Source organism: Streptomyces hokutonensis (assembly GCF_042751305.1).
GTDB lineage: Bacteria > Actinomycetota > Actinomycetes > Streptomycetales > Streptomycetaceae > Streptomyces > Streptomyces hokutonensis_A.
Genome location: NZ_JBHYWD010000003.1, coordinates 423,495 through 450,403, shown reverse-complemented (window position 1 = coordinate 450,403; position 26,909 = coordinate 423,495). Strand labels below are relative to the sequence as shown.

21 protein-coding genes and 1 tRNA gene are annotated in these 26,909 nt (G+C 72.0%); 16 read left to right on the top strand and 6 right to left on the bottom strand.

Annotated features, from left to right (window positions below; all coding sequences use genetic code 11):
* The first annotated feature begins 161 nt into the window (after positions 1-161).
* The 3 genes from ACFXC1_RS11845 (at position 162) to ACFXC1_RS11835 (ending at position 3,700) form a co-directional block, all read left to right on the top strand.
* Entirely contained in the window at positions 162-830 is a 669-nt protein-coding gene (locus ACFXC1_RS11845; RefSeq protein WP_381241730.1) for a helix-turn-helix transcriptional regulator, read from the top strand.
* Positions 831-1,007: 177 nt separating this feature from the next.
* Positions 1,008-1,691, top strand: coding sequence for a Pvc16 family protein (locus ACFXC1_RS11840; protein ID WP_381241729.1), 684 nt, complete (start codon positions 1,008-1,010; stop codon positions 1,689-1,691).
* An 11-nt stretch (positions 1,692-1,702) separates the two neighbouring features.
* Entirely contained in the window at positions 1,703-3,700 is a 1,998-nt protein-coding gene (locus tag ACFXC1_RS11835; protein WP_381241927.1) for an ATP-binding protein, read from the top strand.
* 16 nt (positions 3,701-3,716) lie between these two features.
* On the opposite strand, the gene ACFXC1_RS11830 is transcribed toward ACFXC1_RS11835, so the two are convergent.
* Entirely contained in the window at positions 3,717-5,135 is a 1,419-nt protein-coding gene (locus ACFXC1_RS11830) for a hydrolase (protein WP_381241728.1), read from the bottom strand.
* A gap of 281 nt (positions 5,136-5,416) precedes the next feature.
* Here ACFXC1_RS11830 and ACFXC1_RS11825 point away from each other — a divergent pair, with 281 nt between their 5' ends.
* The 11 genes from ACFXC1_RS11825 to ACFXC1_RS11775 all read left to right on the top strand — a co-directional run bounded on the left by ACFXC1_RS11825 (position 5,417) and on the right by ACFXC1_RS11775 (position 19,218).
* The gene (locus ACFXC1_RS11825) at positions 5,417-7,000 is read left to right on the top strand and encodes a phage tail sheath family protein (RefSeq protein WP_381241726.1); all 1,584 of its coding nucleotides are present in this window, start codon (positions 5,417-5,419) and stop codon (positions 6,998-7,000) included.
* A gap of 67 nt (positions 7,001-7,067) precedes the next feature.
* Positions 7,068-7,511 (top strand): phage tail protein, encoded by a 444-nt coding sequence (locus ACFXC1_RS11820; protein ID WP_019063375.1) that lies wholly within the window; start codon positions 7,068-7,070, stop codon positions 7,509-7,511.
* A complete protein-coding gene (locus tag ACFXC1_RS11815; RefSeq protein ID WP_381241724.1) occupies positions 7,511-7,990 on the top strand; it encodes a hypothetical protein in 480 nt (159 codons plus the stop codon). Before ACFXC1_RS11820 ends, ACFXC1_RS11815 begins: the two co-directional genes overlap by 1 nt.
* The gene (locus ACFXC1_RS11810; RefSeq protein WP_381241723.1) at positions 7,987-8,145 is read left to right on the top strand and encodes a DUF6760 family protein; all 159 of its coding nucleotides are present in this window, start codon (positions 7,987-7,989) and stop codon (positions 8,143-8,145) included. The genes ACFXC1_RS11815 and ACFXC1_RS11810 overlap by 4 nt, the downstream gene beginning before the upstream one ends.
* A 3,634-nt stretch (positions 8,146-11,779) precedes the next feature.
* The gene (locus ACFXC1_RS11805) at positions 11,780-12,202 is read left to right on the top strand and encodes a phage tail protein (RefSeq protein ID WP_019071368.1); all 423 of its coding nucleotides are present in this window, start codon (positions 11,780-11,782) and stop codon (positions 12,200-12,202) included.
* 20 nt (positions 12,203-12,222) lie between these two features.
* The gene (locus ACFXC1_RS11800) at positions 12,223-12,942 is read left to right on the top strand and encodes a CIS tube protein (RefSeq protein ID WP_381241722.1); all 720 of its coding nucleotides are present in this window, start codon (positions 12,223-12,225) and stop codon (positions 12,940-12,942) included.
* The gene (locus ACFXC1_RS11795; protein WP_381241721.1) at positions 12,942-14,849 is read left to right on the top strand and encodes a VgrG-related protein; all 1,908 of its coding nucleotides are present in this window, start codon (positions 12,942-12,944) and stop codon (positions 14,847-14,849) included. The genes ACFXC1_RS11800 and ACFXC1_RS11795 overlap by 1 nt, the downstream gene beginning before the upstream one ends.
* A 37-nt stretch (positions 14,850-14,886) precedes the next feature.
* A complete protein-coding gene (locus tag ACFXC1_RS11790; protein WP_362974273.1) occupies positions 14,887-15,333 on the top strand; it encodes a GPW/gp25 family protein in 447 nt (148 codons plus the stop codon).
* A gap of 3 nt (positions 15,334-15,336) precedes the next feature.
* The gene (locus ACFXC1_RS11785; protein ID WP_381241719.1) at positions 15,337-17,295 is read left to right on the top strand and encodes a putative baseplate assembly protein; all 1,959 of its coding nucleotides are present in this window, start codon (positions 15,337-15,339) and stop codon (positions 17,293-17,295) included.
* A 31-nt stretch (positions 17,296-17,326) separates the two neighbouring features.
* Positions 17,327-17,893: a phage tail protein gene (locus ACFXC1_RS11780; protein ID WP_201056013.1), complete on the top strand. Its 567-nt coding sequence runs from the start codon at positions 17,327-17,329 to the stop codon at positions 17,891-17,893.
* On the top strand, positions 17,890-19,218 hold the full coding sequence (locus ACFXC1_RS11775; RefSeq protein WP_381241717.1) for an NADase-type glycan-binding domain-containing protein: 1,329 nt from the start codon (positions 17,890-17,892) through the stop codon (positions 19,216-19,218). The genes ACFXC1_RS11780 and ACFXC1_RS11775 overlap by 4 nt, the downstream gene beginning before the upstream one ends.
* A gap of 15 nt (positions 19,219-19,233) precedes the next feature.
* On the opposite strand, the gene ACFXC1_RS11770 is transcribed toward ACFXC1_RS11775, so the two are convergent.
* On the bottom strand, positions 19,234-19,692 hold the full coding sequence (locus ACFXC1_RS11770) for a cupin domain-containing protein (protein ID WP_381241716.1): 459 nt from the start codon (positions 19,690-19,692) through the stop codon (positions 19,234-19,236).
* Positions 19,693-19,858: 166 nt separating this feature from the next.
* Here ACFXC1_RS11770 and ACFXC1_RS11765 point away from each other — a divergent pair, with 166 nt between their 5' ends.
* Positions 19,859-20,473, top strand: a complete 615-nt coding sequence (locus ACFXC1_RS11765) for a TetR/AcrR family transcriptional regulator (RefSeq protein WP_381241714.1) — start codon at positions 19,859-19,861, stop codon at positions 20,471-20,473.
* 18 nt (positions 20,474-20,491) lie between these two features.
* On the opposite strand, the gene ACFXC1_RS11760 is transcribed toward ACFXC1_RS11765, so the two are convergent.
* The 3 genes from ACFXC1_RS11760 to ACFXC1_RS11750 form a co-directional block, all read right to left on the bottom strand.
* A complete protein-coding gene (locus tag ACFXC1_RS11760) occupies positions 20,492-22,843 on the bottom strand; it encodes a hypothetical protein (protein WP_381241712.1) in 2,352 nt (783 codons plus the stop codon).
* A 3-nt stretch (positions 22,844-22,846) separates the two neighbouring features.
* Positions 22,847-22,919, bottom strand: a tRNA-Gln gene (locus ACFXC1_RS11755).
* A gap of 51 nt (positions 22,920-22,970) precedes the next feature.
* Positions 22,971-23,996 carry a lysylphosphatidylglycerol synthase transmembrane domain-containing protein gene (locus tag ACFXC1_RS11750; protein ID WP_381241710.1) on the bottom strand — a complete coding sequence of 342 codons (1,026 nt, stop codon included), beginning with the start codon at positions 23,994-23,996 and terminating at the stop codon, positions 22,971-22,973.
* Between the two features lie 174 nt (positions 23,997-24,170).
* Between ACFXC1_RS11750 and ACFXC1_RS11745 the strand changes: the two genes are divergently transcribed.
* Positions 24,171-25,646, top strand: coding sequence for a glycoside hydrolase family 3 N-terminal domain-containing protein (locus ACFXC1_RS11745; RefSeq protein WP_381241708.1), 1,476 nt, complete (start codon positions 24,171-24,173; stop codon positions 25,644-25,646).
* A 3-nt stretch (positions 25,647-25,649) separates the two neighbouring features.
* Here the strand turns inward: ACFXC1_RS11745 and ACFXC1_RS11740 are convergent, their stop codons facing one another.
* A complete protein-coding gene (locus ACFXC1_RS11740) occupies positions 25,650-26,906 on the bottom strand; it encodes a glycoside hydrolase 5 family protein (protein WP_381241706.1) in 1,257 nt (418 codons plus the stop codon).
* Positions 26,907-26,909: the final 3 nt, after the last annotated feature.

Sequence of the window (26,909 nt, the reverse complement as noted above, 5' to 3'; positions counted from 1 at the left end):
GGTCCTCCTCGTCTCCGTCGTGGTCCGTCGTTCGTCCGATCTCGTGGTGCTGCTCGTGGTGCTCCACGATTGCGCGCGTCCCTCCCGCCCCACGAGGGTGAGGAGTACACGGCCGCCACCAGCGCAACTGGGGTGGCACGTATGTGGATCGAGGGAGAACGTTGCTCAGCTCATCGCGGACCGCGCATCCCGGTACGGCCGACCCCGGCGACCGGATACCCGTGGCGGTCCACGCCCCGGACCCGATCTCGCGCGAGGGAGCACTCAGCCAGCTGCGCAGATACCCGGAGATCGACCTCCGCGAGGAGAACGACACTGGCCCCGGCCGGGTGGCGCTGCTCATCGCCGACACCCTCGACGAAGCCGCGCTCACCAAACTGCGCCGGCTCGTGCGGAGCGAGGGCGGGCGGGCCGTACTCGTCGTAGGGGCCCTGCGCGAGGCGGAGTTGCTCGATGTGATCGAGTGCGGGGTCGGCGCCATCGTCTGGCGCCAGGAGGCGACCGCGCAGCGCCTGGTGCAGGCCGTGATCGCGGCGGCCCGCGGCGACGGCGACCTGCCCGCCGATCTGATCGGACGACTCGTCGAACAGGTCGGGACGCTGCACCGCAGCGCGGCGGGCCGCTCCGGAGTCCAGACGGCGGGGCTCGTGCCGCGTGAGGTGGACGTCCTGCGGCTGGTCGCCGAGGGACTCGACACCGGAGAGATCGCCAGCAAGCTCTCCTATTCCGAACGCACCGTCAAAAACGTGATGCACGGGCTCACCACCCGCCTCCATCTGCGCAATCGGGCACACGCCGTGGCCCATGCCCTCCGGGAAGGCTACATCTGACCGAACGGGCACTCGAAGCCGGACACGCGGGCAAACTGCCGTGCCCTCCATACGTCCCCAACGTGCTTGCGGGCATGGCCGGTTGGAACGGCACGATCGGAGTACGGCCGACAGGGGCGTAGCGGGCGCCGACGCGCACGGCGGGGCACGACAGCACGGCAGGGCGGGAGCACGGCGGTGATCCACGAGGTGGACGAGGTCCTGAAGGACCTGATCGGCGGCGGCGCACTGGCCGGTTCGGGCATCGAGGTCTCCTTCGACGCACCGACCCGCGACTGGGCGGCCCGCCGCAACACCCCCACGATCAACACCTACTTGTACGACATCAGGGAGGACGTGCACCGGCGCCAGCGCGGGCATGTCGCCGTGCGCGACGAGCGGGACGTGGTCGTCAAGCGCCGCCAGCCGCCGCGCTGGTTCCGGCTGTCGTACCTGGTGACCGCGTGGACGAAACGGCCGCAGGACGAACACCGCCTGCTGTCCGCCGTGTTGGCCACCCTGATCCCGCGCGAGCTGCTCGCCCCCGCCGAACTCCCAGGGTCCCTCGCCGAGTTGGGCCTGTCGGTGCCGATCTCGGTGGCCGGCATCCAGACCGAGTCACGCTCACTCGCGGAGATCTGGTCCGCCCTCGGCGGCGAACTCAAGCCCTCCCTCGACCTCGTCGTCACGGCGCCCTTCCCGGCCTACCCCGAATACGACGCGGGCCCGCCGGTCACCGAGGGCGCCGCCGTGCGCGTCCACGGCCTCGACGGCACCGCACCGGGCCCGGAGGAACGCGCCCACCGCCCGCGCCAGGTGGCGGCGGCGCGGGAGGCCCGAGAGGTGGCGCGCCGCAGGAGGACGTCGGGGACGGGAACGTGACGGTCGAAGAAATGGGCGTGTCCCTCGGCGTGACTCCTGCCACCGAGTCGGAGGCCGACGCTCTCCTCGCCCGGCTCGGCCGCCTCCGCGAGCGTGTCGCCCTGCTCGTCGCCCAGCGCTCCGCGACCGACCCCACGGCCGCCGACCCGCTGCGCGGCCTCTACCTCTCCGGGGAGGCGGTCGAGTACCTGCTCCTGCGATCACCCGAACCGGCGCCGCCCGTATGGGAGTCGGCACCCGACCGCCTCGCCGCCCTGCGCCTCACCGACCTCGACACCGCCCTCCTCCTCATCGCTCTCGCCCCCGACTTGGACCGTTCCTTCGAGCCCCTCTACGGCTACCTCAACGACGACGTCGGCCGCCGCCGGGCCACCGTGGGACTCGCCCTCGACCTGTGCGGCATCCCCGCCCACGACGCGGAGGGACGGGCCCGGTTCCATCCCGCGGCCCCGCTCTCCGCCCTCGGCCTCCTCGCCGTGGAGGAACCCGAACGCCCTCTCCTCAGCCGCTCGTTGCGGGTACCGGACCGCATCGTGGCCCATCTGCTCGGCGACGACACCCCGGACGCGGCCCTCGCCGGCCACCTCCACCCACTGGCGACGCCGAGAGTGCCGTACGACGGCCAAGAGCCGGGCGGGGACGACGAGTTCACCCACTTCGTGGAGCGGCTGGCCGTGCTGCTCGCCGGTGGGCCGCCGCTCGCCGTGTATGTGAGGGAGCGTCACGAGGGCGACGGGTTGGTGTGCGTGTCGGCCGCGCTGGACGCGGCGGGGGTGCCCGCAGTCCGTTTCTCCGGTCCGGCTGAGCGGGTGCCGGAGCTGCTGCGCGAGGCGCGGCTGGGCGGTCGTACGGTCGTGGTGAGCGGTCTGACCGACCAACCCGGCGCGTTGGTAAGGGCGTTGACGGCTGCCACCGATGTCTCCGTGGTGTTCGCCGGGGCCCGCCCGTACGACCCGGAGTGGTGCGACAGCGACCCGTTGATCCTGGAGGCGCCCCGGCAGCGCGCGGCGGCGGTGCGGGCCTGGACGGAGGCCGTCGGCGAGGACAGTGGCTTCGACGTACGGGCCACCGTCGCGCCGTACCACCTCGGCGCCGACCGCATCGCGCGCGCCGCCCGGGCGGCCCGGGGACTCGCCGCGTTCGACGGCACCCCGCTGTCCGCCGCCCATCTGCGGCTCGCCGCCCGCCAGCAGTCGGCGTCGGGGCTCGAACAGCACGCCCGCCGCATCCAACCGGCGGTCGACTGGCGGGACCTGGTCCTGCCCGACCGGTCGCTCACCCAGCTCCACGAACTCGCCCTGCGCGCGCGCCACCGCGACCGGGTCCTCGGCGACTGGCGGCTCAGCGCGGGCGGCGGCCGGGGGCGGGGCGTGCTCGGGCTGTTCGCCGGTGAGTCCGGTACCGGCAAGACGCTGTCGGCGGAGGTCGTCGCGGCCGAACTCGGCCTGGATCTCTATGTGGTTCAGCTGTCGTCGGTCGTCGACAAGTACATCGGCGAGACCGAGAAGAACCTCGAACGGATCTTCACGGAGGCCGACCGCACCGACGCCGTGCTCCTCTTCGACGAGGCCGACGCGGTCTTCGGCAAGCGGTCCGAGGTGAAGGACTCGCACGACCGCTACGCCAACATGGAGAGCGCCTATCTGCTCCAACGCCTGGAGTCCTTCGACGGGATCGCGCTGCTCACCACCAACCTGCGCGCCAACATCGACGAGGCGTTCACCCGGCGGCTCGATCTGGTCGTCGACTTCCCGTTCCCCGACCCGGTGCAGCGGCTCGCGCTGTGGCGGCACGGCCTGACCCATGTGCCGAGCGCACCGGACCTCGAACTCGTGCCGCTGGCGAAGGAGTTCGAGCTGGCGGGCGGTTCCATCCGCAGTGCGGTCGTCACCGCCGCCTACCTGGCCGCAGGCCGCGGTGACACGGTCGGCGCGGCGGACCTCCTGGAGGGGGCCCGCCGCGAGTACCGCAAGGCGGGGCGGCTGGTGCCCGGCGAGGGCACCTGGTAGCCGCCCAACAGCCGGACTACACCGTGAACTTGACGGCCACCAGCCAGCGGGAGTTGTCGAGTGTGCCGCCGAAGAGGTATTTGGGGCGGGCGTCCGCGCACCCCTGACCGCCCCAGTCCCAACCGGTGTTGCGGGCCGTCTCGCAGACCTGGCCGCTGCCGATGTTGAGGGCGAAGCCCGTCATGTACGGCGCGTCCTTGTCCGTACTGCCGATGTAGTTGTCCTTGTTGTCGTCGATGATCGCCGTCCACTGCGGCTCCCACATGCCGTTGCCGTCGGTCGAGGCGGGGTTGTGGATGAAGGCGTTGGCGCCCGAGCCGAGGGAGCCGGACACCGCGATGTTCAGGGCCGTGATCTGCTTGGCGTCGTCGACCGTGCCGGTCGCGGCCCCGTCGCAGACCGCGTCCGTCCAGCCGTCGCCCGCGATGAAGGCGCGGTAGCAGATGTGCCGGCCCGAGTCCTTCGCGGCCAGCTTCTTCACCGCGGTCGCCGCCGTCGCCGGTTTGGGCTTGGGCTTCGCGGACGCCGTGGATCCGCCGCCGCCCCCGCCCGCCGCGGCGGCGGTCGAGGTCACGGCGGCCGGCGGGGGAGCCGCGGCCGTCGCGGAGGGCGGCGCCGGCACGCTCGCGGTCGGCGAGGGAGCGGGCGCGAGCGTGCTGACGCCCGCGTCCTTGAGCTGCTCGGTGGCCGTCGTCCGCACCTGCGGCTTGTACGCGATCCACAGCATCAGGAAGGTGAGCGCGAGCGCGAGGACGGCCCCGAGGAAGGTGGCGAGCCAGCGTGGCAGGAACCCGCGCTGGAGGTAAGTCCCCTCCACCGGAAGGGGATTGGCGCCCGACCGCAACACGTTCAGCGTGTACGGCCGCTGCTCCTTCGGTCCGAACCAGATGATCTTCCGGGGCTTCAGCGACGCCTTGACGAACGCGGCCCGGCCCGGCTCGATCTGCACATTGCCCGGATGGATGTCGTACGCCAGCTGGTCGCCGTTGTCGCTGCCGCTGATCGACGCCGTGAGCTTGGTGTTGCCGAGGTTGTCCACGGCCAGCCGGGGGCGGCCCCGGAACCGGCCCTTGACCGTCGGCGGCACCAGCTCCGCCCGCACCTCCGAGAACGGGGTGATCGTCAGATTGCCCTCGGGGACGGTGACCGCCTCGGGGTGCTCGGTCGGCGTGATCCGGACGGCGTAGGGGTTCGGGCCGGCCGTCGCGTCCGGGGTGCGCGGCGGCGCGAACGTCAGGTCGACCGTGCCCGTCGTACCCGGGTAGAGCCGCAGCGTCTGCGGCTCCACGGTGGTCCAGGGCGCGATGCCCCCGACCGGCTCGAAGCGGTACTCGTCCACGACGTCGCCGGTGTTGCGCAGCCGTAGCCGCACTCGGGTACTGCCACCGGGATCGACGGTCGCGGACGCGGGCTCCAGGGAGGTCCACAGACTCATGTGGTGACGCTACGACGGATGGTGAGGGGACGTCAGGAGCTGACAGGGCAAAGGGGGTTGCCCAAAGGGGCGTCCTCGCAAACGCGGTTGCCGCCCCACGGTGGGGAGATCCGCCGCGACAGACCCGGAAGGGCACCGCCGGGCACGTCGTGTCCCACGCGCGGTCTGCCCCTGAGGGCACGGAAGTTGCCCCGAGACAGGCACCCGAGGACGTTTCGTCGGCAGGGGCACGCGCGTGAGGCTTAAGAGCGTCTTATCTCGTACCCCGAGGAGAGCAGAGCATGCCGTCCTACCTGTCGCCCGGCGTCTACGTCGAGGAGGTGGCCAGCGGCTCGCGCCCCATCGAGGGAGTGGGCACCTCGGTGGCGGCCTTCGTGGGTCTGGCCCCGACCGGTCCGCTGAACGAGCCGACCCTGGTGACCAATTGGACGCAGTACGTGGCTGCCTTCGGTGAGTTCACCGACGGGTACTACCTCGCGCACTCCGTCTACGGCTTCTTCAACAACGGCGGTTCGGCCGCCTACGTCGTCCGCGTCGGCGGCACCGCGGAGGGCACCGGCGCCGAGGCCAAATCCCCGTCCGCCCTGGGAGGTTCGGCCACTCCGGCCGCTCTGCCGCCCGGCGAACCGGCCCAGCTCGGCACCTTCGCCGTGACGGCCGTGGCGCCCGGCGACCTGACCGTCGAGGTGGCCGACGCCGAGGGCGAGGGACCCGCCGAACGGTTCCGGCTGATCGTCAAGGACGCCGGCCGGGACGTCGAGAGCTTCGACGTGACCGCCAAGAAGGGCGGCCGCAACTACGTCGTCACCCAGGTCAAGGAACGTTCCAAGCTCATCACCGTGGCAGAGGCCGCGCCCGCCGCGCAGCTGGCCCGCCCGGACAACCAGACGGTCGCGCTCAGGGCGCCCGCCGCCGCTCCGGCCGTACCCGGCACGGTAGGTGACACTCCGTCACACCCCGGCCCGGCCACCTACCTCGGCGACTCCGCCGACCGCACCGGCTTCGGCGGCCTGGAGGCCGTGGACGAGATCTCCATGGTCGCGGTGCCCGACCTGATGGCCGCCTACCAGCGCGGTGCGATCGACCTGGAGGCCGTCAAGGCCGTCCAGTTGGGCCTGATCGCGCACTGCGAGCTGATGGGCGACCGCGTCGCCGTCATCGACCCGCCGCCGAGCCTGAACGCCCGTCAGATCCGCGTCTGGCGACAGGAGACGGCCGGCTACGACTCCAAGTACGCGGCCCTGTACTACCCGTGGATCAAGACCTTCGACCCGTCGAGCGGACAGTCCCGGCTGATCCCGCCGAGCGGCCACATCGCCGGCATCTGGGCCCGCAACGACTCCGAGCGCGGAGTGCACAAGGCGCCCGCCAACGAGGTCGTACGCGGCGCCGTCGACCTCGAGACACAGATCACCCGCGGCGAGCAGGACCTCCTGAACCCCATCGGCGTCAACTGCATCCGCGCCTTCCCCGGCCGCGGCATCCGCGTCTGGGGCGCCCGCACCATGTCCTCCGACCCGGCCTGGCGCTACCTCAACATCCGCCGGTACTTCAACTACCTGGAGGAGTCGATCCTGATCGGCACCCAGTGGGTGGTGTTCGAGCCGAACGACCACGCCCTGTGGGCGCGCATCCGGCGCAACATCTCGGCCTTCCTGGTCAACGAGTGGCGCAGTGGCGCCCTGTTCGGGCAGCGGCCGGAAGAGGCGTACTACGTCAAGTGCGACGAGGAGACCAACCCGCCGGAGTCGGTCGACGTCGGCCGGGTCGTCTGCGAGATCGGCATCGCACCGGTGAAGCCGGCCGAGTTCGTGATCTTCCGACTGGCCCAGTTCTCCAGCGGGAGCGGGGAGTTGGAGGAGTAGGCGGACCCGGCGTGCGCCCACCGCCGCTCCAGGCAGTTCTCAACACCCCTAGAAGGACAGCGAATTCATGAGTCTCCAGCCGGGTGACGCCCTCACCTCACACAATTTCGGCCTGCAGATCGACGGCGTCATGGTCGAGTACCTCGCCGAGGTCAGCGGCCTCAGCATCGAGCAGGACGTCATCACCTACCAGCAGAACACCCCCAACGGCCAGAACGTGGTCAAGAACCTGCCGGGCGTGAAGAAGAACGGCACCTGCACGGTCATCCGGGGCATGACCCAGTCGGCCTCGTTCACCCAGTGGATCAACGAGTCGATCTCCGGCCAGATGACCACCGCCCGCAAGAACGCGTCGATCATCATGATGGACTTCCAGAACAACCCCGTGAAGCGCTACCACCTGCGCAACGCCTGGTGCAGCAAGATCGACGCGAGCACGGTGAAGGCGGGCGAGGCCGCCGCGCTCACCGAGTCCGTGACCATCGTGTTCGAAGAACTGGTCATCGAATAATGCGGCGTTCGGGGGCGACGGCCGCGCCGGGTGCGGAGTCGGCGACCGAGGTGGGCGCGGGGCCGATAGCTGCCCCGGCTCCGGCCGCCGCTCCGGCCGTACGGCAGACGCTGCGGACCGAGTTCCCCTTCCAGCTGCCGCGCGGCTACGTCGACGAGTCGGGCACGGTCCACCAGGACGGTGTGATGCGACTGGCCACCGCGCGCGACGAGTTGGTGCCGCTGCGGGACGTCCGCGTGCAGGAGAACCCGGCGTACCTGTCCGTGGTACTGCTCGGCCGGGTGATCACCCGGCTGGGGTCGGTCCCCATGGTCCACGACGGGATCGTGGAGAACATGTTCGCCTCCGACCTCGCCTTCCTCCAGGACTTCTACCGCCAGATCAACGCGGAGGGCCACACCCGCGCGGCGGTCCAGTGCCCGCACTGCGCGGAACCCTTCGAGGTGGAGCTCGGCGGGAGCCGCCTGGGGGAATCGTGACGTACGCGACCGACCGGCTGCACGAGGAGATCGCGTACGTCGCCTACCACTTCCACTGGAGCCTGGAGGACATCCTGAACCTCGAACACCACGACCGCCGCCGCTACACCGGCGAGATCGCGTCCCTGGTGACGCGAGCCGGGACGGAGGGCTGAGCGGTGGGGTTCTTGGACCGGTTGCGGGGACAGCGGGTCGACGGGCCCGGGGTCGGTGGTACGGGCTCCGACCCCGATGGTCCTACGGGTTCTACGGGACCTGCTGTGAGGGTGGCCGCCTGGCCGGGCCTGGCGCCGATCCGGCGGGCCTCCGCGGAGGGCGGTACCGGGGTGGCCGACGCCGGGTTCGGCGCGCGCCTGCCCACCTGGCAGAACCCGTCCTTCACCGGCACGGGGTTCCGCGCGGTGCTGGACGCGGAACGCAGTGCCGGGATCGCGGGATCCGCGTCTACGACGGCGCCGGCGCGGGCGGTGCCGAGTCTGGGGCGGCCCGCGGGGGAGTTGCCGGTGGCCGGTCGTGCCGCACCGGTGCCGGCGGTTCCGCTGCGGGCCAGTACGAGTGCGAGTGCCCTTACGGGGCGAGGGGTGTCCAGGTCTCTCGCGCGGCGTGGTTCCTCCGGTGTGCGGCCGGAAGCAGTGAGACCAGGTGGGTCGGATCCCGCGACCGACGCGGTGCGTCCGGCTTCGGGTGTACGGGTGACTCCGGTGTCGTCGGAGCTCCCTCGGCCGGGGTCGTTGACGCGGGCCCGGGCAGGTGCGGCCGCGGTGGAGCGGCGGCTCTTTGCCCGGCCGAACTCGGCTGCTGCCGGGGGCGGTTCGGGTGACCGGAGTGCGCCGACGGTCGCAGACCCCGGTACGGCGAAGCCCGCCGCGCAACGCCGACCGGCTGCCAACTCGGCTGCGCCGCAAGGTCCTTCGACTCGTTCCGCGACTCCGCAGGCGCGTCCGGCAGGGGGTGGTGACGAGCCCGTCGGCCCCAGCACGGGGCGCGGCGCGGCTCCCGTTTCCGGGAGCGGGCGCGGGACGAACGGTGCGCAGCGGGCGATCACTGCGCCGGATACGGCGGTTGCCGCCCCGACGCCACCGAGGGCACCGGACACCTCTCGCGCTTCGACGCCCGTGCAACGCGCGCTGCCCGCTTCCGCCCCGCGTAACGGCGGCTCCGCCGAGCTCCGCTCCCACACCCCCGAATCGGGAAACACTCCACCCCCTGGTCCTACGACCCCGCCCGCGCCCCAGCTCCAACGCGGCCCCGCGCCCCGCGTACCCCTCGGCGCCCCGCTCACCGCACGCCCGAGCGAGACACGGCAGCACATGCCGAGTCCGGCCGCTCACTCCGTACCGACCGGGACAAGCAACGCCCGTTCTCCGCAAGGCGATTCGGCAGCGGCTCCGGTGTCAGGTTCGGCGACACCCGCTCAGCCTTCGCTCTCGCGGGCGGCCAACTCCCCGCCTCCGGCGGCGACCACCCCCGCCCGGCGCCGGTCACCTCTCGGCGCTCCCGTCACCACGACACCGGCAGACGCCAAGCCCCTCACCGGCTCACCGATCCCGCCGGCGGGCACTGGTCGCCGTACGGAATCAGGTCCGAGGCCGACATCGGGTCAGTCCCAGGGGCAGTCCCAGGGCCAAGGTCAGGGCCAGGTTCAGGGCCCGGCGATCCAACGCAGCGTGGCCCCGAGCACGCCTGCTCCGCCTCCGCAGGGATCCTCGGCCACCGCCCCTTCAGCCACCACCACGTCGTTCCCGACCACCGCACACCCGCCCGGCACGTACCGGCCCGCCGCAACCCCGGCGACAGGGGGTCCGCGGCCGACGCCCCAACGCGGAGGCGCCCCGAGCACGCCCACACCGTCGGCACAGGCCCCCTCGGAAGCCACGCACCCGAGCACCACGCACCGGCCGATCGGAGCCCCGGCCGACTCGACTGCCTCGCCGACATCGGATCCGGGGTCGGCGATTCAGCGAAGTGCGGTCCCTGGCACACCTGTTGTGCCTGTTCCGCAGGCTTCGGCGGCCACGGCGCATCCAGATGCCCCGCATCCGTCTGCCACGCCCGTGATCACCGAGCCGCAGTCGACCGGCGCCCCGGCTGACTCAACTGTCCTGCCGACAACGGGTCCGGGACCGGTGATTCAGCGAAGTGCGATGCCGGGCACACCTGTTGTGCCTGCTCCGCAGGCTCCGTTGGCCACCGCGCGTCCAAGTGCCACGCACTCGCCTGCCGTTCGCCCGAGCACCGCGCTTCCGCCGACCGGCTCGCCCGCCTCGCGGACACCGGGGTTGGAGCCGACGATTCAGCGAAGTGTGGGCCTCGGCAAGCCTGTTGTGTCTGCTCAGCAGGCGCTGCGGGCCCCCACGCGTCCGGCTGCCGTGAGCCCGACCACCGCAGATCCGCCGACCGATGCTCCTGCCGGCTCGGCATCCCCGCCGACACCGGCTCAGGGGCTCACGGTCCAGCGAAGCGTCGCCCCGAGCACGCCCGTGCCGCCCCCTCACACTCCCTCGGCCACCGCCCCCTCACCCACCGCGCGCCCGAGCACCGAGCCCCGGCCAACCGCAGCACCGGTGCTGAGCCCGTCCCTGACTCCGCTTCCGTCAGTGACCCCGTCCTCGTCCTCGGCCCTGACTTCGTCCCCGGTCGGGCCCCGAGCCTCGGCCCTGACTTCACCCCTGGCAGCGACTTCGCCCTCGGCCGTGAGTCCGTCCCCGGTCGGACCCGGAGCCCCGGTCGGACCGCGCCCCTCGGCCCCGACCCCACCCCCAGCCGCGACGGCCACCTCAGCCGAACCCGAACCCGCGCCCTCGTTCTCGTCCATACCCCCGCGCTCAGCCACGATCCAGTCCCGCGCCACGAAGCCGACTCAACCCGGCCCGACCACGCCCGACCTCACGCTTCCCCACGCGACCTCTCCCACCGCACCCCCGCTCACCCCTCAGGCGCCCCCCGCCGCTTCACTCCCCGCCCCGCCCCCACCGCAGCGCCTCACACCCCTGTCGTCCGCCACCCCCGTACAACGTCACCGCCGTACAACCCCCGCCACCCCCGCCACTTCCGTCGGCCACACCACACCCCCCACCCCCGTAGTACCCGCGACTCCCACAGCCCCCAGTACCCCCGGAGCCCCGGTCACCCCCGTACTACCCAGGACTCCCAACCTCTCCGGCCTCTCCTCCACCCCCAAACCGCCAAGCACCCCCGCCCTACCCGTAGTACCCCTACGCCCCGCCACTCCCTTCACCTCCACCCCCGCCGCCCCGACCCACCCCCTCCCCGTCCAGCGCAGCTTCTCCTCCGCGGTCTCCTCCACCCTCAATCGAGTCCGCCCAGCCAGGAAGGCGCCGGGCGCTCGCGCCACCGGTGCCGCTGTCACCGCCGGCATCGGCGCCACACTCGGCCCCTCGCTAGCCCCTGCCGTTCCCCACGCCGCCCCACTCCCAGCCGGCCCCCCACCGGCCTACACCCCGCCCCCCTCCCAGTCGTCCGCGCCCTCAGACCCGCCCCCACCCCCGTACTCCTCGTCAACCACCGCCTCCTCCTCCCCGCCCCCTGCCTACGAAGCCGTCCCCGCCGGCCAGTTCGACCCCCGTGACCTCACCGACTTCCAGCTCGACGAACTCGTGCACCGGATCATCGGCCGCATCACCCGCCTGATCCGCACGGAACTCCGCCTGGACCGCGAACGCATCGGCAAGCTCCGCGACCCCCGCCACTGACCACCACGGCAAGGCACGACCCCGCACCCCACCGCATCGCCGCACCGCCCCGCAACGACAGAAAGGCCCACCCCCGATGTCCCGCCTCGACCCGGGCTCCACCATCTGGTTCACCCTCAGCATCGACGGCGAGAGCCTCGGCTACTTCAACGGGTGCGAAGGGCTGTCGTCGCAGGTGGAGATCGAGCACCGGCAGGAAGGCGGCAACAACGGCTTCGTATGGCAACTCCCCACCCGCGTCACCTTCTCCACCATCCGGCTGACCCGCCCGCTCACCCCGGACACCTCGAAGGTCGCCAAGTGGATCTCCTCCGTGCAGACGGGGATCAGGCGCCCCACCGGGCAGATCGCTGCGCTGCGCGCGGACGGGTCGGAGGTCGCGCACTGGGGGCTGATCGACGTGCTGCCGGTGAGCTGGCAGGGGCCGTCCCTGGACCCGGCCGGTCCCGCCGTCGCCACCGAGGTGCTGGAGATCGCCCACCACGGGTTCACGGACTAGGCGGGGGCGGGAGTCACACCATGGCCACCAGCAAAGGCGCGGGGAAGAGTCTCGTCCGTGCCAGTCTCGCCATTCACGAGCCGCCCGTCGGGGGCAGTACCACCCCGGGCGGACTCATCAAGACCTTCGCCTTCGACTTCAACCCGGCGCAGCTGTCACTCACCCGCCGCGCCCAGTGGAAGACGACCCCGGCCCAGATCGAACGGGACGGCTCACTACCGGAGTTCATGGGTTCGGAGCCGCGCGAGATGAGCGTGGAGATCTTCCTCGACTCCTCCGACGAGCCGTCCAGCAACTCCGTGCTGAAGAAGGTCGAGTCGCTGCTCGCCTGCTGCGATGTGACCACCAAGTCCATTGCGGCCAAGCAGCCTTCACCACCCTGGGTGGTGTTCCAGTGGGGGTCCTTCTCCACCGCCCGCTTCACCGCCTACGTCTCCTCCGTCGAGGCCGCCTACTCGCTCTTCGGGACGACCGGCGTGCCCATCCGCGCCACCTGCCGACTGCAGTTGCACGAGATCCCGAGCAACACCAAGGGCCAGAACCCGACTTCGGGCGCGCTCACCGCCCGACGAGTGCACCGGGTCGTCGCGGGCGACTCCTTGCAGTCGCTGGCCTGGCGGGAGTACGGCGACTCCGCCGCCTGGCGGGCGATCGCCGAGGCCAACGGGATCGACGACCCGACGCGGCTCGCGAACGGTGTCGAACTCGTCCTGCCCGCCGCCGAGGAGGTGCGTGCCTGATGGTGAAGTCCGCGTTCTCGAACGTCGTCGAGGTGAAGATCGGCGGCGCCAAACTGCCGTCCGAGTACGCCCGTTGCCTCGTCGACAGCTACGTCGACCAGGGCGTCGGCGTGCCGGCCGCGTTCCGTCTCACCTTCCGGGATCCGTACCGCCAGATCCTCGGGAAGCTCGGGGTCACCTTCGGGACGAAGGTCGTCATCGCTCCGGTGGCCGACGGACAGGGCGCCTCCGATCCGCTGCTCACCGGTGAGGTCACCGGACTCGAGGCCGACTACGACGGCACCGGCACCTTCACCGTCGTACGCGGCTACGACTTCGGTCACCGGCTGCTGCGGCAGCGCCGGGTCGCCGCCTACCGCAACCAGAGCGCCTCCGACATCGCCCGCAAACTCGCCGCCCAGGACGGCGTGCCGATCGGGCGGATCACCTCCACGCGCACGGTCTACGAGTTCATCTCCCAGTCCAACGTGACCGATTGGGACTTCCTGGCACGGCTCGCGGACGAGAACGAGATGGTCATGTCGGTCGGCGCCGACGGCAAGTTCCAGTTCGTGGAGCCGAAACCGTCGTCCGGTGCGCCCTCGCCCGACACCGACGGTGACAAAAGCCCGTTCGTGCTCCAGGCCGGGCACGACATCCTGCGGCTGCGGGCCGCCGTGACCGCCGCCGATCAGGTAGGCAGCGTAGAGGCGCGCGGGTGGGACGTCACCACGAAGAAGAAGCTCACGGCCACTTCGCCCGGTGCCTCCAACCCGGGCATCGGCATCGGCACCACCCCCGGCGCGGCGGCCGGCAAGTTCAAGACGGCCAAGCTGGTCGAGACGGGCACGCCCTACGACAAGCAGAACGAGGTGAAGTTCGCCGCCGACGCCCTCGCCGACGACGTGACATCGTCCTTCGCCGAGCTGGAGGTCGTCGCGCGCGGAAATCCCAAGCTGCGCCCGGGAGTTCCGGTCGCGCTCGCGGACGTGGGGACACCCTTCGAGGGCAAGTACACCGTCACCTCCGTACGGCACGTCTTCGGCGACGGCAAGCACTACGAGACCTGGGTGACGGTCAGCGGACGGCAGTGGCGTTCGCTGTACGGGCTCGCCTCGGGCGGCTCGGAGACCGCGCCCCGGCTGCCCGGTGTCGCCAACGCCCTTGTCACGGACGTCAACGACCCGCTCAAGCAGGGGCGGGTCCGGCTCCAGTTCCCGTGGCTGGACGACACCTACGTCAGCGACTGGACGCGGACCGTGCAGCTCGGCGGGCTCGGTGGCGGCGGGGTGTTCCCGATGGACGTCAACGACGAAGTGCTGGTCGCCTTCGACCGAGGGGCACTTGACCATCCGTTCGTGATCGGCGGGCTCTACAACGGCAAGGACAAACCGACCGTCGTGAGCGATGTGCCGTTGCACGACGCCGTACGGAAGAAGGCGAGCCGGCACACCCTCTCCGACCGGGACGGCAACCGGCTGGACCTGCTCAACCAGAAGACCGGCGGCCGTAAGCAGGGGGTCCGACTGACCTCCGGGGACAAGCAGTTGACGATCAGCCTCGACCGCACGAACACCGAGATCGTCGTCGACAGCAAGGGCGACGTCACCATCAAGGGCAGCCACTCGGTGTCGGTCGAGGCCGGTCGCGATCTCACCCTCAGCGCCCGGCGCAGTCTCACCATCAAGAGCGGCGGGCCGCTGACCATGGAGGGGCGCGGGCTGATCAACATCAAGTCGACCACCGGAGCCATCACGCTGGACGCGATGGGCGCCCTCAACATGAAGGCGATCGGCAACGCGATGCTCACCGCGGGTGCGAGCGTCCAGATCAACTCCATTGCCAACGTGGGCATTCGGGCCGTCACCGTGCCGATCATGGGCGTGGTCACCCTCAACGGCCTGGTACCGATGGTGATTCCGGCATGAGCACCCGAACGGGCAAGGAACAGGCGGGTGTCGGCTGATGGCCGAACAATTCGTGGGCTCCGGCTGGTCGTTCCCGCTGCGCATCGGGCCGACCGGCGGTATCGCGCTGGTCAGCGGGGAGCGCGAGGTCGAGGAGGCGATCCGGCTCGTGCTGTCCACGGCGCCGGGCGAGCGTCCGATGCGGCCCGACTTCGGCTGCGCGATCCACGACCTGGTGTTCGCGCCGGTCAACGAGCAGACCGCGGGCCGTATCCAGCACGAGGTGCACGTCAGCCTCGACCGCTGGGAGCCGCGCATCGAGGTCGAGGACGTCGAGGTCACCGCCGGCACCGAGCAGAGCGTGCTCTACATCGACGTGCGCTACTCGATCCGCGGCACCAACAACCCGCGCAGCCTCGTCTTCCCCTTCTACGTCATCCCGTCCCACGACGAGCCGGACGACACCCCCGGTACGCCCGGCACGGCTGCTGAAAGCGACTACTGACCGATGGCTCTGCCCTCCCCGAACCTCGACGACCGGCGCTTCCAGCAGTTCGTCGACGACGCCAAGCGCTACATCCAGCAGCGCGCCCCGGAGTGGACCGACCACAACGTCTCCGACCCCGGCGTCACCCTCGTCGAGACGGTCGCGCACATGGCCGACCAGATCGTCTACCGCCTCAACCGGGTACCGGACAAGAACCACTTGGCGTTCCTGGACCTGGTCGGCATCACCCTCTTCCCGCCGTCGGCGGCCCGCACCGACGTCACGTTCTGGCTGTCGGCGCCCCAGGAGGAACCGGTCCAAGTGCCGCTCGGCACCGAGGTGGCGACGATGCGCACCGAGGGCGAGGAGGCGGTCGTCTTCGCCACCGAACGCGAACTCGCCGTCGTACCGACCGCGTTGCGGCATCTCGTCGTGCAGCACCGGGGCGAGCAGGTCGTCGACCGCACCCACGACCTGGCCGAGGGCAACCATGTGATGTGCTTCGCCGAGTCGCCGGACCCCGGCGACTCGATGCTGTTCGGACTGACCGCCGCCGTCCCGCACTGCGCCCTCGCCCTCGAACTCGACAGCCGCGTCGACGGAGTCGGCGTCGACCCGCGCCAACCGCCCCTGGTGTGGGAGGCGTGGACCGCCGACGGCTGGCAGCCCTGCGAGGTGGACCGCGACGGCACCGGCGGCCTCAACCGCCCCGGCGCGGTCGTCCTGCACGTCCCCGGCGGCCACACCCTGTCCCGCAACGGCGGACAGGAGGCCGGCTGGCTGCGCTGCCGCGTCACGGAACCCCACCCCGACCAGCCCTTCTACACCACCTCACCGACCGTCCGCTCCGCCGAGGCCTTCACCATCGGCGGCACCACCACCGTCGTCCACGCCGACACGGTCTACGACGAGGCGCTCGGCGAGTCCACCGGCCTGCCCGGTCAGCGGCTGCGGCTCGCGCACACACCCGTCGTCGGCGACAACCCGCCGCTCCTCCTCCAGACCGCCGAGCACGAGGGCTGGACGGACTGGCAGGTCGTCCCGCACTTCGCCGCCTCCGGCCCGCACGACCGCCACATCACCCTCGACGCGGCCACCGGCGAACTCGCCTTCGGCCCCGCCGTCCGCGAACCCGACGGCACCCTGCGCCAGTACGGCATGGTCGCCCCCAAGGGCTCGGTGATCCGCGCCCGCCGCTACCGCACCGGCGGCGGGCGGGCCGGCAACGTGGCACGCGGCGCCGTGCAGATCCTGCGCAGCTCCATCCCGTACGTCTCCGAGGTCCTCAACAGGGAGGCGGCACGCGGGGGAGTGGACGGCGAGACCGTCCAGGAGGCCAAGACCCGTGCCCCGATCACCCTGCGCGCCCAGGAACGGGCGGTGACCCTCCGCGACTACGAGGAACTGTCCCGCCGGGCCGCCCCCGAGACCGCCCGCATCACCTGTCTGGAGGGCGACGAGGGCGAGCACGGGGCCTATGCCGTAAGGGTGTTGGTGGTCCCGCAGGCCGTCCCCGACCCCGGCGGACGGCTCCGCTTCGAGCAACTCGTGCCCGGCGACGCCCTGTTGGAGCGCATCACCCGGCATCTCGACGAACGGCGGCTGATCGGGACCCGGTTGGCGGTCGGCCCGCCCTTCTACCAGGGCGTCACCGTGGTCGCCACGGTGCACGCCTTCCGGGGCGTCGACACCGACCGGGTGCGCCGCCAGGCCCACGACGCCCTCTACCGCCACCTCGACCCGCTCACCGGCGGATCGGACGGCAAGGGCTGGCCGTTCGGGCGTCCCGTGCAGTCCGGGGAGGTCTTCGCCGTGCTCCAGCGCGTGCCCGGCGTCGAACTGGTCGACGAGGTCGTCCTGCACCCGGCCGACCCCCTCACCGGCAAGCGCGGCGACCCCACCGACCGCATCGACCTGGAGCGGCCGTCACTGGTGTTCTCCTTCGACCACCGCGTCCGCGTGATCGGAGACGGCGCATGAGCACGACCAACTCCCGCCCGGGAGGCCCACGTTGAGAGGATCAGTGGACGGTCTCGGCTCCTCCGCGCCGATCGGCGCCATGCTGCCCGCCGTGTTCGCCGACGACGACCTGGCCCAGCGTTTCGTCGCCGGGCTCGACGAGGTCGTAGCGCCGATCCTGAGTGTGCTGGACTGCCTCGACACGTACTTCCGGCCCTCGCTCGCGCCGCTCGACTTCGTTCAGTGGCTGGGCAGTTGGGTCGGTGCGGAGACCGACGGCAGCGAACCGGAGGCGCGGCTGCGGGCCGCCGTGGCCGCCGCCACGTACCTGCACCGCATCCGCGGCACCCGGCGCGGACTGGCCGAAGCCGTACGGCTCGCCTTCGGGGTCGAACCCGAGATCACCGAGAGCGGCGCCGCCGACTGGAGCGCCCGGCCGCTCGGCCCGGTCCCCGGCGAACGCAGCCCCCGGCTGCACGTCCACCTGCGCCTGCCCGCGCCCACCACCCTGGACACCCACCGCCTCGACGCCCTCGTGGCGGCGGCCCGCCCCGCCCATATGCCGTACACGGTCCAGGTCACCACCACCGTGCCCGCCGAAAGGAACCCCGAGAGATGACGACCACCCAGAGCTGCGCCGAATGCGGAACCCGCGCGGAACCGGGCCAGTCGTTCTGCGACGCCTGCGGGGCCGTCCTGAGCTGGACGGACCGCGCGGGCGCCCGCGCCGGTGCGGCGGCCGAACGCGGTGTGGGCAACAGGGTCCCGGGCCAACGGAGTCCGGCCGAGGACGACCCGGCGGCCAGACTCGACGCACTGTCCCTCCGGCTCGACGCGATGGCCGCCGAGTCGTACGACTCCGCCGGCGCGGGCACCGTGCCGGAACCGGCGGACGACGACGCGCCCCACCCCGCGACCCGCCTGGACAGGGACCCGGCGGCCGCCGCGGCCCCGCCCCAGACCCCGTACCCCTCCCCGGCTCCCGCGCCCCACCTTCCCGACGACGGGACCGTTCCAACTCAGCCGGTGCCCGCCACCCCGCCGGAGTCAGAGGCCGAGCGCGCCCGACGTCTCCTCGTCCCGGTCGACGACCCCGAGCCCCGGCAGGCGCCCTCCGTGGCGCCCGTGCTGCCCGGCCGCCCGGTGGCCGCGCGTCCGCAGTCCGTGCGGGCACCCGGTGTCGAACCCGGCGCGGTCGGCGGGGTGCCCTGTCCCTGGTGTGCGACGGCGAACCGGCCGGACCGGCACTACTGCGCCCGGTGCGCGATGCCCATGGCCGGCGACGAGCAGGTCGCCGGCCGGCTGCCCTGGTGGCGGCGGCTGCTCACGTTCCGCAGCGGCGAGATCCCGTGGGCGGGGGACCGGCCGCGGCTGCGCCGTACCTTCGACCGGGTGCTGACCTGGATCGGTGCCGCGATCGTGCTGACCCTGCTGATCGTGCTGGCCGTCAACATCCCGCGCGGTGTCCAGGCGGCGAAGGACCACTTCTCCAAGCGCGCCCCCGTCTCCCCGGACCGCGTCACCGCCTCCCGCTCCTTCCCGGGCCACAAGCCGGAGCTGGCCTTCGACAAGCTGAACAACACCTGGTGGGGGCCGGGTCTGTCGCAGTCCGGCGAGGGCCAGTGGCTGGAGGCCAAGTTCGACGAGCCGACGCGGCTGCTGGACGTGCTGATCACCCCGGGCGTCTCCACCCGCGCCGACCAGCTCAGCCAGTCCGCGCTTCCGCACCGTATCGAGGCCCGGATCACCACGGCCGACGGAAAGACGACCACCCGCGAACTCAGCCTCGACCAGGGGGCCGGAGCCCAGCGCCGGGCCTTCCGGGTCGGCGAGGTCACGTCGGTGCGCTTCACCCTGGAGTCCGCCTACGGAACCTCGGGAAGCAAGCAAGTGGCCATCGCCGAGATCGAGTTCTTCGGCCCGTCGAACTCGGGCGGCTCCTGACGTACGGCGGCCGGCTCAGGCGTAGTCGGTCGCGGGGACCGTGGCGTAGTGGCTCATCATCTCGATCGTCGACTCGGTGTTGAACTCCCGGCCGCCGGCGATCATGTCCCGCAGGTCACGGAAGTACTGCACGAACAGGTCGGGCGTGAAGGTGTTGATCATCACGGCGGGTTCGTCGCCGGGGTTGGCGAAGGTGTGCGGGGCGCCGGGCGGGATCATCGCGAGGGTGCCGGCCGGGGCGACGTGGACAGTCTTGCCGACGGTGAAGTGCACGGTGCCGGAGACGACGTAGAAGCCCTCGTCGTGCTCGCCGTGGCGGTGCTGCGGCGGGCCCTGGGTGCCCGGGGCGAGGGTGATCTCGCCGATGCCCAGGCGGTGGCCGGTGGTGCTGCCGTCCTCCAGGATGCGCATCGTGACCGGGCCCAGACGGATTCTCTCGCCGTCGTCCGGACCGACCACGGAAACCTCGCTCATCTCGAACTCCCTTGTGTTCGCCGCGCGTTGTGCGCCCTCAGGAGAGTAGGACGGCAAGCCGGCAACTCTCGTCATGCAAGTAGACTCTCATGACGAGAGTCGGTCGTGATAAAGTGCGGAAGGGACGGACGGCAGCGACGAGCGAAGACGGGGATGTGACGCACCGATGGCGACAGCACAGACGGACACGGGCCGCAGCAATCAGAAGAAGCGCACCCGTACGGCGATCGTCGACGCGGCCCGGGTGCTGATCGGCGCGGGCAGCGAGGTGACCATGCCCGAGATCGCCCGCGCCGCCCTGGTCTCCGAGGCCACCGCCTACCGCTACTTCCCCGACCTTCCCTCCCTGATCGGCGAGGCCCTGGCCGGTGTCTGGCCCGACCCGGCCGAGGCGCTCCAGCCGGTCGCCGACTCCCGCGATCCCGTCGAACGGGTCGCCTATGCCTGCGAGTTCCTGCTGCGCGGCATCCTGGCCCGCCAGGGCGGGGTGCGTGCCATGATGGCCGCGACCATCGTCCGCCCCGACGCGGAGAGCATGCGGCCCGGGATCCGTTTCGGCCTCATCGACCACGCCCTCGCACCCCTGGACGGCACCCTGGGCGTGACCGACCCGGACGCGTTCACCCAGCTCAAGCGGGGTCTCGCGGTGGTCGTCGGCGCGGACGCCCTGTTCACCCTCACCGACCAGCTGGGGCTCACCCCCGACGAGGCCGTCGCCAGCGCCGTACGCACCGCGACGACCCTGACGGAGGCGGCGGTGCGCACGGCGGCGGAGGGGTAGAGCCAGGGCCGGGACCACTCAACTGTCCTTCGCCGGCCGTCCAGTTGGATCGCCCGCCAGCCAGTGGCCGTCCGTGGTCCAGCCGAGCAGCCGGCGGGCCCGTCCGCCGTCCGCCGTACCGTCCGGGCCGAAGCCGCCGCCGTCCACGACCAGCCGCAGCCCCGCCAGGGCGGGCGCGAGACGCGCCCCGACATGGTGAGGATGACGGCCCGTCTCCTCGTCCAGGGCGGCGAGCACCCGCCGCTGCCCGGCGGGCGGGCACAGCGACAGATGGAACACCAACTGCCGCCAGGCGTACGCCGCGTCCTTGATCGTGGCGTACGGCCGCGGGTTGCGGTGCACCCGGCCCGTCAGCCGGCACACGGTCACGAAACAGCGCCGCGCCAGGTCGGTCCAGCCCGGCTCGGGGGCGATGCCCACCCGGTGGACCAGCGTGGCCAGATTGTGCGTGGTCAGGATCTGCGACTGCTCGATCACCTTGCCGTTCTCCGCCACCCAAGACCCGGGTGAACCAGTGGACTTGTGCCCGGCCGGTGCCGAGGAAGCCGCCCGGGCCCGCTCCGCGCACAGCCGCGCGAACCCCGGAGAGGTCCGGGTCTTGTTCGTGCGGTCGCCCGCCTCGGTGATCGCCAGCTCACCGATCGCCGCGTAGTCGATGCCGTAGTACCGCTCGTACAGCGAACCGCCGAGCAGCTCGCCCGCGATCCCGGCCGCCACCAGGAACTTCGGCCCGAAGGCGTTCATGAAGATGTCCGCGGCCAGCTCCTCCACCAGCGGAGCGCCCAGGCCGGACTGGCGGGCGAGCACGCCGAGTTCGCGCACCAGCGGGTTGGGCAGGATCGTCCCCGGGAAGCCCTGCACGGCCAGCTCGCCCAACTGCCGTAGCACCAGGGCCGCTTCGGCCGAGCTGTCGCCCCGCCGCGCGGCAACCGCCCGCACCCAGGGCAGTTCCTCGCTCCGGACCTGCCGCTCCAGGTTGAGCAGGAGCAGCGAGCGGCGGTTGCGGAACGCGCGGTAGTTCGCGGCCATCAGCGTCCGCAGCGCCTCGTCGTCGTAGGCCCGCGCACTGGTGACGGCCACCAACTGCGGTACCAGTTCGGCCAGTACCTCGGCCGACGGGACCACTCCCCGCTCCACCAGGACGTCGACCGGTGCGCTCAGCGCGCCCTCGACCACCCGCCGTATCACGGGCGGGAGTTGAGAACCGGCGGGGACGCCGGTCTCCCGCTCCTCCGGTTCGGACACGGGGGCCAGTACGGGGGTGAGATCGAGGATGCCCGACTCCTGGGGCAGCACGGCGAGCCGCCGCAACGTCACCTGCGCCAGGGCGTGATGGGAGGGAAGCGCGGCCTGGACCCGCTGCGCGCGCCGCAGTTCGGTGTGCGCCGGCGATCCCGGCAGACCGCGCCGCCGCACCATCGACGCGACGGCGTGCCGCAGCAGCCCGAGCCGGCGCGCGTCCAGCTCCCGCCCGGCGACGGTCTCCTCCAGCGCGCCGCGCAGAATGCCCAGATTCCCCTTCGAGCTGCGGTGCTTTCCGCAGCGGGTGTGCTCCTCGGCCAGCAGCCGATAGCGGCTCAGCAGTTCGCCGCCTCGCGCCAACCAGCTTGCGTCCGGTGCGAGTTCGAGCACTTGCCCGCCCGCCCCGCCCGCCGTCTCCAGCCAGTGCGCGAGCAACTCGTCCCCGAACGGCTGCCATACGGCGAGCGCCTCGCGCTGCGTCTCCACCGCCGCGTTCGGGCGGCGCCGGACCAGCCGGTTCACGGTGTCGTCGACCGTACGGCGGTGCAGCGCGTCGGTGTCGTCCGAGGCGGCCCGGCCGGTCGACGGGCGCGGCAGGAACCGGAGTTGGCCCGCGAACGGCTCCAGCTCGGCGACCAGGTCCAGCGCGGCGGCCGTCTCCCCGTGCCGCACCAGCCACGCCATGGTGAGCAGCGCGCCCTCCTCCGGCACGGTCACCTCGTACCGCCCGCTGTTCAACTGCCCCCACAGCCAGGTCAGTCCGGTGTCGGTGAGACAGTGCGCGAACAGCGCCCGCCGGTCCGCGGGCACCCCGAACCGCTCCGCGAGCCCGATCTCGTACGGCTGGAGCGGGCCGCCCGCGCCCGGGGCGCCCGTGGCGAAGCCGCCGCGCACCACCTCGGGGGTGACCCAGGCCGGAAACCCGGCCACCGGGGTTCGCGAACCGATCGTGAGCCGTCCGCTCGCCATCCCGGTGAGCACGGCACGCCAGCGCTGCGCGCGGCCCTCCGCGCGACGGCGGGTGCCGGCGTCCTCGTGGGTCAGCGCGGTCGTGAAGGCCTTGGCCAACTGGCCCAGGGCATGGCCGGGGGCCGCGGTGAGGTGCTGCTGCTCAGCGTCGTCATCCATAAGCCGACGTGGCGGGTACCGCCCCCGCGCCCTCCGGGTCCAGAGCCCGGTGCTCTCCTGACTGAGCTACACGCCGATGAGCAGCGACGTTAGAGGTGGAACAGGTGGCCGTACAAGTGGATTTCGGTCACAGCACCTTCCGGTGGACCAGCGCCGACAGCATCAACGCCCCCGGCAGCAACGGAACCCACACCGTCAGGACGCGGTAGCCGATGACGCTCGCCGTGGCCAGATCCATGGGGGCGCCGAACGCGACCATCGTGAACACCGTCGCCGCGTCCACGGGACCGATCCCGCCGGGCGCGGGTACGGCGCCGACCGCGGTGCTGGCGGCGAGGAACGCGAGCACCACCTGCGCCCAGGACAGCGGCATGCCGAGCGAGGCCCCGACGGCGAAGATCACCGTCGCCTGGAGCACGGGAGCGGCGGCCGCCCCGCCCCACAGGGCGAGGATCCGGCTGGGCATGGTGTGCAGCTGCCGTACGTCCGTCAGAGCGGTGCGGACGCAGCGGAGAACCGGGCTGCGCAGCCGGCGTACGGCGCACAGCAGGACGGTGACCGTGGTGAGAGCGGTCACCAGACCACCGACCGCGAGGAGCAACGACCAGCCTCTGGGGGCGAGCTGGCCGAAGCGCAGCATCTCGGGGAAGGAGATCAGGAAGACCAGCAGCACGAGTGTCTTCGCGATCGGCCGGACGAGTGAGTAGAGGGCGAGCGAGGCGGTGGCGCGGGGCAGGGGGATGCCCTGGCCCTGGAGGAAGCGCAGCGTGACGGCGTGGGCGCCGATGCTGGCCGGCAGGGCGTGGTTGGCCGCGCCGGCCGCGAACTGGGAGGCGATCAGCAGACCGGTCGGCAGCCGGTCCGGCACGGCACCCTGGCGGACCAGGGCGGCGGTGCCCCAGCCGAGGCAGGTGAAGAAGAACGCGGCGAGCAGCCACCAGGGGTCGGCGGACGCGAGCCGGGCGGTGCCCTCGTACATGGCACGCCAGTCGACCGCCGCCCACACCACGATCAGCAGCAGGGGCAGCAGGGTCAGGACCTTGGTGGCGATGCGCGCGGCGGAGGGGAGTCGGAAGGGGACGGGGGCGGGAGTGGGGCCGGTGGTGGAGACGGGGAGCGGCCCGGGGATCTCTTCGAGCGGAAGCAGGGACACGAGGCGAAACGTTCCCATCCGGTATGACGCGGTGGTGTCGGGAAGCGAAAGGCGCGCGGGCGGCTGGGCGAAGCGGACGGCACTTAAGAAGTGTAGTCGGCGCCACATCATTGTCTGAATCAACAATCCATCGGTTTGTTGACTTCAGGTTGAGCGAGCCATTTGAATTCCGGTATGACCCACGCCGAGCGTTCGTCCGCCGCCATCGCCCTCCCCGTCGACCTCGACGAGGCGGCCCACCGCTGCCTGGTCGCCGGTTTCGACGGCACGACGACCGTGCCGGACACCCTCAAGCGGCTCATCGACCGCGGCCTCGGCGGGGTCATCCTCTTCACCCGCAACATCCGGGACGCCGGGCAGGTGCGCCGGCTCACCGACGAACTCCGCGCCCTGCGCCCCGACCTGCTCGTGGCCATCGACAACGAGGGCGGCGGCATCGGCCACTTGGTGAACGCGGGCGCGCCGGACGTCCCCGGCTCCTACGCCCTCGGGGTCGTCGACGACCCGGCCCTGACCGCCCGTTGCGCCGACGCCCTCGCCGGCCACCTCGCCACCCTCGGCATCACCGCCTCGTACGCCCCGGTCGCCGACCTCCAGCACCAGCCGCGCAACCCGATCGTGCGCACCCGCTCCTTCGGCGCCGACCCCGAACTGGCCGCCCGCCATCTGCGCGCCTGGATCACCGCCACCGACGTACGCGGCATCGCCTCCTGCGCCAAGCACTTCCCCGGCCACGGCGGCACCATCACCGACAGCCATCACGGCATGGCGATCGACCCGCGGCCCTACGACGAACTCCTCGTCGACCTCGAACCGTTCCGCGCCGCCGTCGCCGCGGGCGTGCCCATGCTGATGAGCGCCCATGTCGTCTTCCCGGCCCTGGACGCCAACCGCCCCGCCACCCTCAGCCGCCGCATCCTCGGCGACCTGCTCCGCCTCGACCTCGGCTTCGACGGCGTCCTCGTCAGCGACGCGCTGGAGATGAAGGCGATCGCCGACGAGTACGGCGAGGCGGCCGGCGCCCGTATCGCGCTCGCCGCCGGAGCGGACCAAGTCATCGTCGCCGTACCGGACTTGGCGGTCACCCTGGCCTGCCGGGACGCCGTCCTCGACGCGCTGCACGCCCGCATGCTGGCGGAGGAGCGGGTCTGGGAGGCGGCCGGCCGGGTACGCCGGCTCGCCGAGCGGTACGCGACGCCCCGCAAGGCGGTCGCCCCCTGGGACGCGAACGCGGGCCTTGAGGCCGCCCGGCGCGCCGTACGCACCCGGCCGCTGCCGCCGCCCGTGCGCGGCGCCCATGTCGTCGACCTGTTCCCGGCCCCGCACCCCGCCCTGAACTGGGGCGGCGAGGACCTCCTCACCGAACTCCGCGCCATCGACCCCACGGCCACCGGCATCGCCCTCAACGAGGAGCCGGCCGACCCCGCCGCCCTCCTCGACGCGATCGGGGGCCTCGGCGCACCGCTGGTCATCGCCACGTCCGACGCCGACCTGCACCCCTGGCAGGCCCGACTGCGCGACACCCTCGTGGCCCGGCGGCCCGGCGCGATACGCGTCGACACCGGTCTGCCGGAGGGCGGCACCCTCTGTTCCTACGGACGCGGCCGGGTCAACCTGCGGGCGGTCGCGGAGGTACTGACCGACGCGTGAGAGTCACGGCAGGTGTACGACCTCCTTGATGCCGCGTGCCGCCAAGTACCCCTGTTCCTCGGCCCGTTCGGCCAGGACGACCGCCGGGCGCAGGCCGTCCGCGCGCAGCCGCATCCACTCCTCGAAGTACGCGCCGCCGGGACCGGACACCGAGCGGGTGCCCGGGGTGCAGTCCAACACCAGGGCGGTGTCGCGGAGTTGGACCGTGTGCGGCTCGGCGATCGCGGCGGCGAAGGCCTCGGCGATCGGCTTGGCGCGGCCCGCCGAGTCGAACAGACCCAAGGTGTATTCGAGTTCGGGATAGTCGGCCAGGGAACGGTCCACGTCGTGCGAGCACCACCACGTCACACCCCACAGCCCCTCGCACTCGGCCGCGTTGCGCACGGTCGCCCGGGCGAACTCCGGGGCGTCGGCCGCCGGGATGTGCGGCTCCGGCGCACCCGTCTCCTGGACCCAGACGGGCCGGGCCGGGTCGGTGGCGTACGCCTTCGCCAACTCCGTTCCGTACTCGGCGAGATGGAGCACCTGTGGGGAGCGCGGGCCGTAACGGCGGGCGCAGTCGCCCGAGAACACCCATGGGTGCACGGTGGTGAGATCGCCCTTGCGGGCGGAGGCCTCCGGGGTGAACGGATGGTCGTCGCCGTACCAGGCGGCGTCGTACGCGGAGTGGGTGACCAGGCGGTCCGGCGGCAGGTGTTCGCGGGCGGCGGCCAGCAGGGTGTCGAGATAGTGGTCCACCTCGTCCGCCGTGACCGGGTTGTGCTCCACCAAGTTGTTGAGCTCGTTGCCGAGTTGGAGACCGATCAGGTTCGGGCGGTCGGCGAGAGCGCTGCCCAGGGTGCGCAGCAGCTCCGCCTGGGCGGTGATCGTCTCCGGGTCGGTGAACACATTGCGGTGGTGCCAGCTGCGGGTCCACTCCGGGTAGAAGTCGAAGCTGGAGAGATGGCCCTGGACACCGTCCACGAGGACGTCGAGGCCCGCCTCGCCCGCCAGGTCGACCAGGTGTACGAGCTGGTCCACGGCGGTCCGGCGGATCAGCGTTCGGTTGGGCTGGAGCAGCGGCCAGAGGTGGAAGATCCGGACGTGGTCCAGGCCGAGCCCGGCTATCTGGGCCAGGTCCTCACGGGCGTGCGCCGGGTCGAAGTCGTGCCAGGAGTGGAACCAGCCGCGGCGCGGCGTGTAGTTGACGCCGAAGCGAAGCGTAGGAATGGGATCCTCCCCGGGTCCGGTCTTGCCCTCCCTGAATGTATCAACCACCATAGT

What these genes read in the sequence shown, in the direction of transcription:
- ACFXC1_RS11835 (WP_381241927.1), top strand. Translation starts at nt 1,703, where the DNA reads ATGGGCGTGTCCCTCGGCGTGACTCCTGCCACCGAGTCGGAGGCCGAC.
- ACFXC1_RS11830 (WP_381241728.1), bottom strand. Translation starts at nt 5,135, where the DNA reads ATGAGTCTGTGGACCTCCCTGGAGCCCGCGTCCGCGACCGTCGATCCC.
- ACFXC1_RS11825 (WP_381241726.1), top strand. Translation starts at nt 5,417, where the DNA reads ATGCCGTCCTACCTGTCGCCCGGCGTCTACGTCGAGGAGGTGGCCAGC.
- ACFXC1_RS11820 (WP_019063375.1), top strand. Translation starts at nt 7,068, where the DNA reads ATGAGTCTCCAGCCGGGTGACGCCCTCACCTCACACAATTTCGGCCTG.
- ACFXC1_RS11815 (WP_381241724.1), top strand. Translation starts at nt 7,511, where the DNA reads ATGCGGCGTTCGGGGGCGACGGCCGCGCCGGGTGCGGAGTCGGCGACC.
- ACFXC1_RS11805 (WP_019071368.1), top strand. Translation starts at nt 11,780, where the DNA reads ATGTCCCGCCTCGACCCGGGCTCCACCATCTGGTTCACCCTCAGCATC.
- ACFXC1_RS11800 (WP_381241722.1), top strand. Translation starts at nt 12,223, where the DNA reads ATGGCCACCAGCAAAGGCGCGGGGAAGAGTCTCGTCCGTGCCAGTCTC.
- ACFXC1_RS11795 (WP_381241721.1), top strand. Translation starts at nt 12,942, where the DNA reads ATGGTGAAGTCCGCGTTCTCGAACGTCGTCGAGGTGAAGATCGGCGGC.
- ACFXC1_RS11790 (WP_362974273.1), top strand. Translation starts at nt 14,887, where the DNA reads ATGGCCGAACAATTCGTGGGCTCCGGCTGGTCGTTCCCGCTGCGCATC.
- ACFXC1_RS11785 (WP_381241719.1), top strand. Translation starts at nt 15,337, where the DNA reads ATGGCTCTGCCCTCCCCGAACCTCGACGACCGGCGCTTCCAGCAGTTC.
- ACFXC1_RS11775 (WP_381241717.1), top strand. Translation starts at nt 17,890, where the DNA reads ATGACGACCACCCAGAGCTGCGCCGAATGCGGAACCCGCGCGGAACCG.
- ACFXC1_RS11770 (WP_381241716.1), bottom strand. Translation starts at nt 19,692, where the DNA reads ATGAGCGAGGTTTCCGTGGTCGGTCCGGACGACGGCGAGAGAATCCGT.
- ACFXC1_RS11765 (WP_381241714.1), top strand. Translation starts at nt 19,859, where the DNA reads ATGGCGACAGCACAGACGGACACGGGCCGCAGCAATCAGAAGAAGCGC.
- ACFXC1_RS11760 (WP_381241712.1), bottom strand. Translation starts at nt 22,843, where the DNA reads ATGGATGACGACGCTGAGCAGCAGCACCTCACCGCGGCCCCCGGCCAT.
- ACFXC1_RS11745 (WP_381241708.1), top strand. Translation starts at nt 24,171, where the DNA reads ATGACCCACGCCGAGCGTTCGTCCGCCGCCATCGCCCTCCCCGTCGAC.
- ACFXC1_RS11740 (WP_381241706.1), bottom strand. Translation starts at nt 26,906, where the DNA reads ATGGTGGTTGATACATTCAGGGAGGGCAAGACCGGACCCGGGGAGGAT.